We start from the raw sequence: 10,915 nt of genomic DNA, 5'->3' as shown, positions 1-10,915 counted from the left end.
CGCCTCGGTGGCGATCGCCGGGCAGTACATGTACACCGTCGACAACACCTACGGCGGCCTTGCCCGCATCGACCTGAACTCCGGCGCTCGGGCCGTGCTGCACACCGGCCACACCGGCGCGGTCGCCGCTGACGGCGACAACGTGTGGATCGTCACCAACGACACCGTGTCAAAGATCAACAAGGATGGGGCGGTCCTCGAAACCCGCGCCGTGGCCACCGCAGGACGTACCCCCACCGCACTGCTTTCCGTCGGCAACTATCTCTACGCGAGTCTCTGGACTCCTGGCGAGACCTACCCGACTCTGATCCGCATCACCAAGGCGACCGGCGCCAGCAGAATCATTGCCGCAACCAACCTCACCAACATCAACGGCGTCAGTTCGGACGGCACCTTCCTGTATGTCTCCGACAGCGGATTGATCAAGCGCGTCACGGCAACCGCCTAACGACAACAGCCGGGCGCAAACTAGGCGTTCACTAGGTCCGGCAACATCTCCCAGCGCGCAGGGTGTCCACCGTCATAGTGGGCACCCTGCGCGTGCGTTCCCGAAAGCACGCAGGCCATCGAACTTGCCGTCGGCGCAGTTATGTCAGCGTGGAGGCGCGCCGGCTGTTCGGCGACCCCGATCCGGGTCTCTAGGGCGTCAAGGACGGCTCGACCTCAACGACGATGTCGGTAGGCATGAGGGTGCCGTGGATGAGCGTGCAGTGAGTTGTCCCCAGGCTTGCGCGGCGACATCGCCGCGAGGTGTCGAACCGGGTTCCGGTCCGTGCCGGATCCGGGGACCGAGGCATGGCGGGAAAGCATGCCGGTGCAACTGCCCTTCCCGCCGCAGTACGTGCAGCCACAGTTGGCGACGATGCGGCGCCGGTTGCGGGGTGCGCATAACGCTGTGGCAGCTTCCTGAGGAGTGGATCTGTCGGGCGCGCTTCAGAAGCCGGGGAAGACGGCGCGTAGTTCGTCGAGGGAGACGTTGCCGGTCACCTCGACCTCGGCAGGGGTGTGCTTCGGGGTGAGCCGGCCGTAGATCAGCCGCAGCGCGGACTCCAGGGGGCCGGTGAACGTCGCGGTCGCCGAAAGGGCCTGCGTGGTGAGCCGCACCCTGTCATCGAGGACGATGCGGTACGGCGTACCGCTGATCTCGATGACCGCTTGCTCGCCGGCCGCGTCCGGTTTGCCGATGAATCCGAGCAGGAAGCCGAGGCTGCCGCTGAGGTGCTCGGCCAGCAGCGTGGTGGACCGTTCGGCGAGGGCCGCGGTCGCGTCGAGGCCGGCGCGGACGTCCCAGACGTGCGGGGCGACCTCGCTCAGTCGCATGGCGGTGAACGAGGCGAGCGACAGCGGCTCGGGCAGGAACGAGGGGACCTTGATGTCGTCGTATCGTTCCTGCGGGACCGCTTCGAGGGCGGTAACCAGCGCGGTGTCGGACTTCGCCCAGCCGGCGGCCTGGTCCTGCGGGCTCAGCGCGTTCCACCGGTCCCAGATGCCCTGGTTGAAGTCGGGGCCGGGCGCCTGCGTCTCGCCGAGGGCCGCCCGCAGACCGGCGAGCGTGATCTCCGCGCCGCTACCGAGGTGGGACAGGACGTCGGCGATGGTCCATTCGGATGCCCCGGACGGGCCGGTGAGCTGCTCAACCGAAAGCGCGGAGACCACGCCCGCGAGGGTGTCGTGCTCGCTGCGCAGGGCCGCGATCGTGCGGCCGGCAAGGGTTGTCATGAGTGATGAGCCTACCGATGCCGGTGCGGGAAGTGGAAACGTTCATCCATTTTTGTGAAGATGGGCTGGCCGCTCAGCTCAGGACCGCATGCGTCCCGAACGTCCTGCGATGGTAGGTCAGCGGTGACTGCGCATCGTGTTCGGCGGCTGTCACGCGCCCGATGGCCACGATGTGGTCGCCGCCGGGTATCAGCTGGTCCACGTCGCAGGCGAGCCAGCCGGTGACGGCGTCGAGCTGGGGTAGCCCGTGCTGCTCGCTCCAGGTCACGCCGGTGAATTTGTCGTCGCCCTTGCGGGCGAACGTCAGCGCGAGGCTGCCGGTGCGCTGGATCTTGGCCCGGCGCACCGGTCGGTCAGAGCTGTCCGAGTTCCTTGCGGACCTGGGGCAGGACCTCGGTGCCGAGCAGTTCGATGGCCTTGAGGAAGGTGGCGTGCGACATGCCGCCGACGTCCATCTGCAGGATCTGTCGGCTGTGCCCGAGCTTCTGGTGCAGATCCAGGATGCGGTCGGCGATCTCGTCAGGACCGCCGGCGAAGACCATGGCGCCCGGCTCGTAATTGTGCTCCCGGCCGGTCGGTGCCATCCCGGTGCGGCCGACCTCGGCGGCGCCGGTGGTGAACATCCGCGTCTCGTAGCCGAGGTAGTCGACTTTCGCCTGCCTGTTGTCGGGGCCCACGAAACCGTGCACGGCGACCGCGATCTCCGCCTGCTCGGCGGGGTGTCCGAGCTCGGCCCAGGCTTGGCGGTAGGCGTGGCCGTACTGTGTCCAGTGATCCACGGTGCCGCCCAGGATGCCTAGGAACATCGGCAGGCCGAGCTCGGCGGCGCGCAGCACGGACTCGGGGCTGCCGCCGGTGCCCAGCCAGATCTTCAAGGGCTGCTCGGGGCGCGGGACGATCAGCGCGTCGCGCAGGGCTCGTTGCCGGTGCGGGCCCTTGAAGGTGACGCGCTCGTTGTCGTTGGCCGCGATCAGCAGGTCGAGCTTGGACCGGAAGAGCATGTCGTAGTTGCGGCTGTCCAGATCGAACAGCGAGAACGTGATGTCGGAGGAGCCGCGCCCGGCGACGATCTCGACCCGTCCGGGAGCGATCGCCGCGGCGGTGGCCATCTGCTCGAAGACCCGCAGCGGCTCGTCGGTGGACAGCACCGTGACGGTGGTGCCCAGCCCGATCCGCTGCGTGGAGGCCGCGGCGGCGTTGACCAGTGAGGTGGGGGAGGAGAGGGGCATCGACGGTGTGTGGTGCTCACCGAAGCCGAAGAAATCCAGCCCGACCTGCTCGGCGACGTGCACGGCTTCCAGCACGTTGCGGATCGCCTGAGCCGTGCTGCCGGAGCTGCCGTCGGCGGTGCGGGGGGTGTTGCCGAACGAGTAGACGCCGAGTTCAAGCGTCATGGCGTGCTCCTTAGTCGATGTCAGGCGGTCGTGTGACGGTCGGTCACGTCACTACGATCGCACAAGTGGAAGGCACCTACCACTTATCCGGCCGGTGAAATGGAAGATAGTCTCCATTTGTTCTGAGCCACCTCGATTGTTGGGTCGTGCCCCGGGCTTGCGCCTGGCTGAGCGCGGCGCCCACGCTCTGCAGGGTCTGGGCGATCGCGGCGCTTCCGGCGGAGGCGACGAGGACCTGCGGGGTGCCGGTGCTGACGTCGATCGCGCCGTATACCTCGCGGTCGCGGATCAGCGTCTCGGCGGCGGCGGTGTCGTCGACGCGGGTGACGTCGAAGGCGTCCGGCAGGCGCTGATCGAGGGCCGCGCTGACCTGGTCGACGGCGGCGGCAGGGCCGGCGATGGCGATGTCATGGACGGAGGATCGCACTGCCGGCCAGGCGAACGCCGTGACCAGAACGCTGATGATCAGCGTGAGCAGCGCGACGGCCTTGGCCACCACCGGCACGGCGACGGTGAGGTGCTTGCTACCGGGGCCTCAGAGGCCATGGGAACTCCCTTAAAAGAACGACAGTTCGCTTTGCGGTTATCGCATTTTGGGCGGCGAGCTAACAAGAACGAACGCTCGCCTTTATCCTTCGTCACATGCCCCGCGTCTCTGAGGAGTACCGGGCCGGGCGTCGCGCCGAGATCGTCAGCGCCGCGGCCCGGCTGTTCGCCGCCAACGGCTTCCACGCCACATCGATGGCCGACATCATCACCGAGTGCGGCCTGTCCGCCGGCGCGGTCTACCGGTACTTCCGCGGCAAGGAAGAGCTGATCGGCGCAGTGGCGGAGACGGCTCTGGGCACCGCCGACGAGGTGTTCCGGACGATGCTCGCCGACGGCGCCACCCCGTCACCGCAGGACGCGCTAGCAAAGATCATCAGGACGATCACCGACCAGATCGTCCGTGACCCCACCACCGGCGTCGACCTGACCCGCGTCGGACTGCAGGTCTGGGCCGAGGCGCTGCGCAGCCCTCAACTCGCTGCCCGCGCCAACGACGTCTACCTGCAGCTGCGGGGACACTTCGCCGAAGTGGCCCGCCGCTGGCAGGCCGCCGGCAACCTGCCCGCCGAAGCGGTGCCGGAACAGGTCGGCTCCGCGATGCTCAGCCTCGTGCAGGGCTTCGTGCTGCAACGACTGCTGATCAACGACACCAACCCCGGCGACTACATCGCCGGCGTGCGGTGGTTGCTGCCTGCTGAGCCGAGCAGTGCATAGGGCGACGACCGCGGCCGGGCGCTCTGCTGAGCTTGGGTGGGCACTGCCTTCACCTTTCCCGGCACCGCAGGCATGGAGGCGGAGTTCCCGGAGTATGCGATGATTCTCGCCGCTGCCGGTGCGTACGCCCCTGAGCGCCGCAGCCGGCGTAGCCGGGATCAGCGGAGTAGAACGACCTTGCCGCGGCTGTGGCCGGTCTCGCCGATCGCCATGGCTTTGGCGGCGGTGGTCAGCGGCAGCTCGGTGCTGACGACGGCACGGTCGTGCCGTCGGCGACCTGCCCGGCCAGCTCGGTGAGGGCCGGAGCGAACCCGGCCCGTCTTCGTCCCGTTGGTGGGGCGGGTGAAGCGCACGATCGTCCAGTCGAGGTCGGAGGCCATCACCGGGTCGGTCATGCCGCGGATCTCCTCGTAGGCCCGGCGTCCGAACGGGGTTCTCCTCTGGGTTCAGTCGCCGAGGGGTTCAGGTCGTCGCCCGGACTCAGCGACGATGCCTGGTCCGGGCTGACCGTTCATGATCGATCCGTCAGCACGTGAGGGTGGCGAACCGTCAGGCTGTCGCGATACCCAGCACCAGCGGGGCCACGGCAACGAGCATGATGGCGGCCGGTGCGCCGACGCCCTTCTTGTCGCCCGCGCGCAGGTGCATGATCACGGCGCCCACGAAGTAGAGGACGACACCGACGGCTGCCGCGATGCCCAGCGGGCGGTAGAAGATGCCGGCGAGCAGCCCCAGCGCGCCCGCGATCTTCACCAGGCCGAGGGGCAGGAACCAGCTGTCGCGCACCCCGACCGCTTTGAGTGTCTCCGTGATCTTCGGGTCACGGGCGATGTCGCCGCGGGCGGAGGCGAGCAGCAGCAGAGACAGCAGGACGGCGAGGACGACATAGGCGATGAACACGGAGAACTCCAGAGAGAGCCGGGACGGGTCCGCCGAACGGCCAGGACCACAGTGCGCACGTGATGTGCGGCAGTCGATAATGTAAGTGGTTCAACGATTGACGTCAAACGACGATGTTCGGCTTGGTATGGTCGGATCATGGCTCCACGAACCGGCGGCAGTGCCTTCACCGCCAGCGCTCCCGTCGACACCCCCGGCTGCGACGGCGCTCCGGCATCCGTCGGGCCGGAGTTGCGCCTCTCTCTTCTCCTGGCGCGGCATGGGGGCAGCACTGACGCCCGAATCCGTGAGGCACTCACCACCTCCGGGGTCACTCCTCGCCACGCCATCGTGCTGATGCACCTCGACGGCGGTCGGATCGGCCAGCGTGACCTCGGCACCCGGCTGGGTGTCGACCCCAGCGTGCTGGTAACTCTTCTCAACGCGCTGGAGGACCGCGACCTGGTGCGACGGCGCCGGGATCCGGCCGATCGCCGCCGCCACATCGTCGAGATCACCGAAGCGGGCGTGGCTGCCGCCACCAAGCTCGGCGCCGCCATCGGCCGGGTCGAGGACGAGCTCTTCGCCGACCTCACCGCTCAGGAACGCGACACCCTGCACGCACTGCTGGCCCGCGTCCGCACCACTCAGGGCGGCGTCTGCGAGGGCGAGGCGGATACGGACCTCTGAACACGCGAACAGGCCCCGGTCCGGCGGGATCAGGGCCTGTTTGAGGTCAGACGCTCAGCTGAGATCGGTGATGACGACCCGGGCGGTGCCCGGTTCCTTGAGCGCCTCGTACCCCGCGTCGGTGTCGGCCAGACTCTGGAAGCCCTGCGCGGCGACCGGGCGGGCCCCGACGAAGTCGAAGACGTGGTCGGCCCCGGAGCCGGTGATGTCTCGGACCGCTCGGTTCACTCGGGCTACATCAAAACCCGGCCGGTTCCCGCCCGGGAGCAGGAACCGGCCGAGACTGATCAGTAGGTCAGGCCGTGCCCGAAGCGGAACGTCGGGTCGGCGGTGTCGAACGGTACGTCGGGTCGGCTGGCCTCGACCGCGGCCATCGACGACGGGATGTCGAAGGGCAGCCTGCCCTGCGGCCGCGCCGCACCGAACAGCACCTGGACGGTGGCCTCGTCGGAGGCGCCGAAGTTGACCACCAGCGAGGCCGCTGACCCGGCGATGTCGGCGAGGATGGCGGGCCGGTCCAGGTAGACGTCGACGACGGTGGGCACGGCCTCGGTGATGCGCTGGATCCGCTCGATCTCGTCGTGGGGGAAGGCGAGGGAGCCGGCGCGGAAGAAGGACTCGATCGTGGTGCCGTCGCCGCGCTGCTCGAACGGGGCCTGCAACTTGAGGATCGCCACGTCGGCTTCGGCGGGGGTGGCGACCAGTTCACCGCGGGCGCCGACCGCCTCGGCAGCCAGCCCTTCGGCGTAGATTTTGAGGCCGCGGGCCAGGGGAAGCCGGGCGGGGCCGTCCTCGGCGTTGGTGAGCAGGGTGTGTGCGGCGGCCTGGGCGGCGAGGCCTTCGGCCTTGGCGCCGGCGGTGCCGACGATGGCCTCGGCGCGGCCGGCGTCGACGTACGGGTTGTCGAAAAGGCCGAGCCGGAACTTCTCGCGCAGCAGTCGCCGCACCGAGGTGTCGAGGCGCTGTTCGCTGATCGTGTCGTTCTTCACCAGCGAGACCAGAATGTCGGCGCGGTACTCGCCGCCGAACTGGTCGACGCCGGCGTCCAGCGACTTGACCATGCGTTGTTCGTAGGTGAGGTCCTCGACGCCCCAGAAGGTGCGCGACAGGATGCCCCAGTCGGTGCAGACGATGCCGTCGTAGCCGAGTTTGTCGCGCAGCAGCCCGGTGATGATGTCCTTGTTGAAGCCGAAGCCGACCTCCTCGATGCCGTCGAGGCCGACCGGCATGCCGTAGTACGGCATCATCTGGCCGACACCGGCTTCGACGGCCGCCTTGAACGGCTCCAGGTGCAGATCGAACTGCCCGCCGGGGTAGATCTGCTCACGACCGTACGCGAAATGGGGGTCTTCGCCGTTGAGTTGCGGGCCGCCGCCGGGGAAGTGCTTGGCCATCACCGACACGGATTCCGGCCCGATCTCGGTGCCGGCTTGCAGGCCCTTGATGTAGGCGACGCCGAGCCGGGTGGTCAGTGCCGCGTCTTCGCCGAAGGTGGCGGACTGCCGGGCCCAGCGCGGCTCGGTGGCCAGGTCGATCTGCGGGTGCAGGGCGGTGCGGATGCCGACGGCGAGGTATTCGCGGCGGGTCAGCTCGGCGAACCGTGTGACGAGCTCCTCCGAGCCGATCGCGGCCAGGCCGAGGGATTCGGGGAACTGGGTGAAGGGGCCGGCCAGCAGTGCGGTGGCGGGATTGTCGGTGAAGCTGTGCCGCGGGTCGCTGGAGATGGTGACCGGGATGCCCAGCGGGTGTTTGCGAGCCTCGTCCTGCATGGCGTTGTGCCACTGGGCGATCTCGCGGGCGCTGGGCGCGAACAGGATGTTGAAGTGGGTGAGGCCTTGGTCGAGCAGCTCACGGACCGAGGACGAGCCGAACAGACCGGGCGCCTCGAAGTCGCCGACGCTGGCGAGCTGCTGGAACAGCAGGCCGGCCTTGTCCTCGAGGGCCATCCGGGAGAGCAGGTCCTCGACCCGCTGGTCGACGGCGAGGGTGGCGTCCTGGTAGGGGTGCTGGGCGGTCATGGGTGGAACCTTTCAGCTGGTGGACGTTAGCGGACGGCTTTGATGGGTGCGACGGCGAAGCCGCCGAGGACCATGAGCACGATGGCGATGGGGAACAGCGCGGTGTAGCCGAAAGAGACCACGATCGCGCCGGCGATACCGGGCGCCAGGACCTGCGGCAGGGTGGCGGCGATGTTGACGACGCCCAGGTCCTTGGCGGCGTCCTGCTGTGACGGCAGGACCTGGGTGACCAGGGCGGTGTCGACGGACTGGAAGAACCCGAAGCCGAGACCGCTGACGAGCGCGAAGATCACCATGCCGGTCTTGGTGGGCATCAGCCACGGGCCGATCAGACCGGCCGCGCAGATGATGGCGGCGATGTAGATGAAGATCTTGCGGCGGCCGACCTTGTCGGAGAGCGGGCCGCCGATCGCGATGGAGATCAGCATGGTGGCGAGGCTGGCAAGCCCGAGGATGGGGACGAAGTCGACGGCGGCGTCGCCGAGGCCGATGTGGTCCTGCAGGATGTAGAGCTGGTAGCCGTTGATGCCGAAGTAGCCGAGGTAGAGCAGGAACCGGCCGAGGAACGCCCATGCGAAGTCGGGGTGTTGGCGCGGGTTGAAGTAAAAGGTGCGCAGCAGCGCGGTGAGGTCGAACGGGCGGCGTTCGTCGCCGCGGTTGTCGCGGTCGGGGCTGAAAAGCACGAACAGGGTGAAGGCGACCAGTGTGACGCCGGCGAAGGTGAGATAGCCGGCGCCGACGTGGTCGGCGAACCGGGTGCCGATGATCTGGCCGCCGAGGGCGCCGAGCATGGCGGCGAATCCGGTGATGGCGGCGAAGGTGCCGCGTTTGGCTTCGGGCACGCGGTCCGGCATGACGGCGCTGAGCGGGCCCTGCGCGAAGTTGTAGGCGATTTGGGTGATCGTCCAGGCGATGGCGATCTGGACCAGGGTGTTGGCGGCGGCCATGCCGAGCAGGGCGAGGCCGCCGGCCAGAGCGCCACCGATGAGCCACGGGGCGCGGGGGCCGAAGCGCGACCGGGTCCGGTCGGAGATGGTGCCGGCCAGCGGCTGGGCCAGCATGGCGGCGAGGGCGCCGATGGTCGCGACGACGGCGAGGTTGGCCGCCTTGTTGTCCGGGTCGAGGTCCTCGATCTGCAGCGGCAGCAGGATGCTCGGGATCGCGCCCCAGAGCAGAAACATGCCGACATTGGCCGGGAGCATCGTGAATTTCAAGCGACGCAGGGAGCGTCCGGAGGACTCTTCCTGCACAGGAAGCGACTGGATGGCCACGGAGAGTCCTCTCAAAAGGGTGCAAGGCACCGAGGAGCGGCAGAGTGTGGTTGATCCCGGTGTTACGGCCGGGTTAATAATCCCCGTGAGGGGAAAAGTAAGTCCGGTGGCAAGCGCGGGTCAATAGGCCGGGCTGGTTAAGTTCCCGAGTGGGGAAATATGCTGTGAGCGACACTGACTGACGGGGGCGATCGCTCATATGGCACAACCGGGTACGCCACCGCAGAAGCGCAGGCGAGGGCGGCCGGCGCGCATCGACCGCGCTGGGATCGTGGCCGCGGCGCGGACCATGGATCCGCAGACCCTCACCATGCAAGCGGTGGCGCAGCAACTGGGCGTCGACCGCAAGACGCTGCACTACCACGTCAGTGATCGCGAGGGCTTGCTCGAACTGATGGCCCTCGACGCGCTGAACGCCGATGCCGGTCCCGGTGACCTGGCGGCGAGCGGAGACTGGCGCGCAGTCACCCGGGCGGTGGCCCACCACATGCGGAATAGCCTGGTGCGCGCCGGGGAACTCGTCGAGTACGTCCGATTCCCGGCGGCCTCCGGCCTGGCCATCTTCGCCCCGGTCGAACGCTGCGTCGAAGCCTTGCTGGTGGCCGGCTTCGACGAGGACCAGGCTGCCCGGGCGGTCGCCTTCATGGCCGAGTTCGTCTTCACCTCGGCCCGCGACGCCATCATGATCCGCCGACACGGGGTGCATCCGCAGCTGTCGGAGATCTCCAGGGTGATGCAGGAGGCGGACGAGAACGAGTACGGGCTGCTGCGCCGCCTCAGCGCCAGAAGTTTCCAGTCCGGTGAGGCGCAGTTCGACTTTGACCTGACGGTGTTCGTCGCCGGCCTGGACCACCTGCTGGCGGCGAAGAGTTCACCGGGCGACTAACGGGAGCGGTCCGCGCCCAGGGCGTGCGGGGTCAAGGTTCCTGGCCGTCAGTGTGCGGCGCGCGGCTGACGCTGACGGCCGGTGGCACGCAGCATGGCCCGGTACATCTGCCGCGGTGCGGGCGGGTCGGGCAGCGGCTGTGCGGACTGCGCGGCGCAGGCCTGGAGAAGGTAGGCGACGAAGCGACGCCAGGCGTCCGGAGCGGCGTCGCCGATCGAGGTCAGCACGCCGGCGTTGGCCATCAGGAACATCGGCATGTCCTCGGTGGCGAAGTCGGCGCGCAGCCGGCCGACGGCTTTCGCGCGCTCGATGAGCGTGGTGAAGTCGGCGAAAGCCTGGTCACGCGACGCCTCGAACTGCTTGGCTGTGGGAAACGTCATGGTCAGCACGGTGGTGAAGCCGCGGTCGCCGGCCTGCATGGCGCAGACCTTCTCGACATAGCAGCAGAATCCGTGCCATGGGTCCGGGTCAGCCAGGGCCTGGCGGGCGGCGTCGGCGTAGGCGCACATCTTGGTCTCGAAGGCGGCGGCGACCAGGTCGGTGCGGGTGGGATAGCGGCGGTACAGCGTGCCGACGCCCACGCCCGCGCGCTTGGCGATCTCCTCCATCGGCACGTCGAGCCCGAGGTCGGCGAAGGCCCTTCGGGCGGCGGTAAGGATGCGTTGCCGGTTGCGTTCGGCGTCGACCCGCAGGCCGGTGGCATCGGCACGGGGTGCAGTCGGGGAGCTCATAGGTTGAGGGTACGGACAAGTGGAGTTGCCCGTCCACTTGTCTGCTACGCTCCGTGCAGCAAAT

Annotated in this window: 14 protein-coding genes; 4 read left to right on the top strand and 10 right to left on the bottom strand. The window is 68.5% G+C overall.

What is annotated here, in order from left to right:
• A partial coding sequence (locus tag ACFQV6_RS11765; RefSeq protein ID WP_378027442.1) for a hypothetical protein occupies positions 1-448 on the top strand: 448 nt, incomplete at its 5' end.
• A 485-nt stretch (positions 449-933) separates the two neighbouring features.
• Here ACFQV6_RS11765 and ACFQV6_RS11760 read toward each other — a convergent pair.
• The 4 genes from ACFQV6_RS11760 to ACFQV6_RS11745 form a co-directional block, all read right to left on the bottom strand.
• Entirely contained in the window at positions 934-1,719 is a 786-nt protein-coding gene (locus tag ACFQV6_RS11760) for a maleylpyruvate isomerase family mycothiol-dependent enzyme (RefSeq protein ID WP_378027441.1), read from the bottom strand.
• Between the two features lie 73 nt (positions 1,720-1,792).
• Entirely contained in the window at positions 1,793-2,065 is a 273-nt protein-coding gene (locus ACFQV6_RS11755; RefSeq protein WP_378027440.1) for a flavin reductase family protein, read from the bottom strand.
• 7 nt (positions 2,066-2,072) lie between these two features.
• Positions 2,073-3,113, bottom strand: a complete 1,041-nt coding sequence (locus ACFQV6_RS11750) for an LLM class flavin-dependent oxidoreductase (protein ID WP_378027439.1) — start codon at positions 3,111-3,113, stop codon at positions 2,073-2,075.
• A 76-nt stretch (positions 3,114-3,189) separates the two neighbouring features.
• Positions 3,190-3,609 carry a hypothetical protein gene (locus ACFQV6_RS11745; protein WP_378027438.1) on the bottom strand — a complete coding sequence of 140 codons (420 nt, stop codon included), beginning with the start codon at positions 3,607-3,609 and terminating at the stop codon, positions 3,190-3,192.
• A gap of 146 nt (positions 3,610-3,755) precedes the next feature.
• Between ACFQV6_RS11745 and ACFQV6_RS11740 the strand changes: the two genes are divergently transcribed.
• A complete protein-coding gene (locus ACFQV6_RS11740; RefSeq protein WP_378027437.1) occupies positions 3,756-4,376 on the top strand; it encodes a TetR/AcrR family transcriptional regulator in 621 nt (206 codons plus the stop codon).
• 158 nt (positions 4,377-4,534) lie between these two features.
• Here ACFQV6_RS11740 and ACFQV6_RS11735 read toward each other — a convergent pair whose 3' ends face one another.
• Together ACFQV6_RS11735 and ACFQV6_RS11730 are read right to left on the bottom strand one after the other, a co-directional pair.
• On the bottom strand, positions 4,535-4,771 hold the full coding sequence (locus ACFQV6_RS11735) for a hypothetical protein (RefSeq protein ID WP_378027436.1): 237 nt from the start codon (positions 4,769-4,771) through the stop codon (positions 4,535-4,537).
• 154 nt (positions 4,772-4,925) lie between these two features.
• Positions 4,926-5,276 carry a DoxX family protein gene (locus ACFQV6_RS11730; RefSeq protein ID WP_378027435.1) on the bottom strand — a complete coding sequence of 117 codons (351 nt, stop codon included), beginning with the start codon at positions 5,274-5,276 and terminating at the stop codon, positions 4,926-4,928.
• A 138-nt stretch (positions 5,277-5,414) separates the two neighbouring features.
• Between ACFQV6_RS11730 and ACFQV6_RS11725 the strand changes: the two genes are divergently transcribed.
• Positions 5,415-5,945 carry a MarR family winged helix-turn-helix transcriptional regulator gene (locus ACFQV6_RS11725; RefSeq protein ID WP_378027434.1) on the top strand — a complete coding sequence of 177 codons (531 nt, stop codon included), beginning with the start codon at positions 5,415-5,417 and terminating at the stop codon, positions 5,943-5,945.
• A 54-nt stretch (positions 5,946-5,999) separates the two neighbouring features.
• Here ACFQV6_RS11725 and ACFQV6_RS11720 read toward each other — a convergent pair whose 3' ends face one another.
• Genes ACFQV6_RS11720 through ACFQV6_RS11710 form a run of 3 tightly spaced genes read right to left on the bottom strand, consistent with a single transcriptional unit; the run spans position 6,000 to position 9,144 of the window.
• Positions 6,000-6,173: a hypothetical protein gene (locus tag ACFQV6_RS11720; protein WP_378027433.1), complete on the bottom strand. Its 174-nt coding sequence runs from the start codon at positions 6,171-6,173 to the stop codon at positions 6,000-6,002.
• A 59-nt stretch (positions 6,174-6,232) separates the two neighbouring features.
• A complete protein-coding gene (locus tag ACFQV6_RS11715) occupies positions 6,233-7,963 on the bottom strand; it encodes a glycoside hydrolase family 3 protein (RefSeq protein WP_378027432.1) in 1,731 nt (576 codons plus the stop codon).
• A 26-nt stretch (positions 7,964-7,989) separates the two neighbouring features.
• Positions 7,990-9,144 carry an MFS transporter gene (locus ACFQV6_RS11710; protein WP_378027431.1) on the bottom strand — a complete coding sequence of 385 codons (1,155 nt, stop codon included), beginning with the start codon at positions 9,142-9,144 and terminating at the stop codon, positions 7,990-7,992.
• A 379-nt stretch (positions 9,145-9,523) separates the two neighbouring features.
• Between ACFQV6_RS11710 and ACFQV6_RS11705 the strand changes: the two genes are divergently transcribed.
• Positions 9,524-10,120, top strand: coding sequence for a TetR/AcrR family transcriptional regulator C-terminal domain-containing protein (locus ACFQV6_RS11705; RefSeq protein ID WP_378027430.1), 597 nt, complete (start codon positions 9,524-9,526; stop codon positions 10,118-10,120).
• Between the two features lie 47 nt (positions 10,121-10,167).
• Here the strand turns inward: ACFQV6_RS11705 and ACFQV6_RS11700 are convergent, their stop codons facing one another.
• Positions 10,168-10,851: a TetR/AcrR family transcriptional regulator gene (locus ACFQV6_RS11700; RefSeq protein WP_378027429.1), complete on the bottom strand. Its 684-nt coding sequence runs from the start codon at positions 10,849-10,851 to the stop codon at positions 10,168-10,170.
• Between the last annotated feature and the right edge of the window lie 64 nt (positions 10,852-10,915).

The organism is Actinoplanes sp. GCM10030250 (genome assembly GCF_042666575.1).
In the GTDB taxonomy this organism is placed as follows: domain Bacteria; phylum Actinomycetota; class Actinomycetes; order Mycobacteriales; family Micromonosporaceae; genus Actinoplanes.
This window is presented reverse-complemented; position numbering and strand designations above follow the sequence as displayed.

Excerpts from the sequence above, each read along its gene's own strand:
- ACFQV6_RS11750 (WP_378027439.1), bottom strand. The coding sequence starts at position 3,113 with ATGACGCTTGAACTCGGCGTCTACTCGTTCGGCAACACCCCCCGCACC.
- ACFQV6_RS11710 (WP_378027431.1), bottom strand. The coding sequence starts at position 9,144 with ATGTTTCTGCTCTGGGGCGCGATCCCGAGCATCCTGCTGCCGCTGCAG.
- ACFQV6_RS11725 (WP_378027434.1), top strand. The coding sequence starts at position 5,415 with ATGGCTCCACGAACCGGCGGCAGTGCCTTCACCGCCAGCGCTCCCGTC.
- ACFQV6_RS11760 (WP_378027441.1), bottom strand. The coding sequence starts at position 1,719 with ATGACAACCCTTGCCGGCCGCACGATCGCGGCCCTGCGCAGCGAGCAC.
- ACFQV6_RS11740 (WP_378027437.1), top strand. The coding sequence starts at position 3,756 with ATGCCCCGCGTCTCTGAGGAGTACCGGGCCGGGCGTCGCGCCGAGATC.
- ACFQV6_RS11735 (WP_378027436.1), bottom strand. The coding sequence starts at position 4,771 with ATGACCGACCCGGTGATGGCCTCCGACCTCGACTGGACGATCGTGCGC.
- ACFQV6_RS11715 (WP_378027432.1), bottom strand. The coding sequence starts at position 7,963 with ATGACCGCCCAGCACCCCTACCAGGACGCCACCCTCGCCGTCGACCAG.
- ACFQV6_RS11705 (WP_378027430.1), top strand. The coding sequence starts at position 9,524 with ATGGATCCGCAGACCCTCACCATGCAAGCGGTGGCGCAGCAACTGGGC.
- ACFQV6_RS11700 (WP_378027429.1), bottom strand. The coding sequence starts at position 10,851 with ATGAGCTCCCCGACTGCACCCCGTGCCGATGCCACCGGCCTGCGGGTC.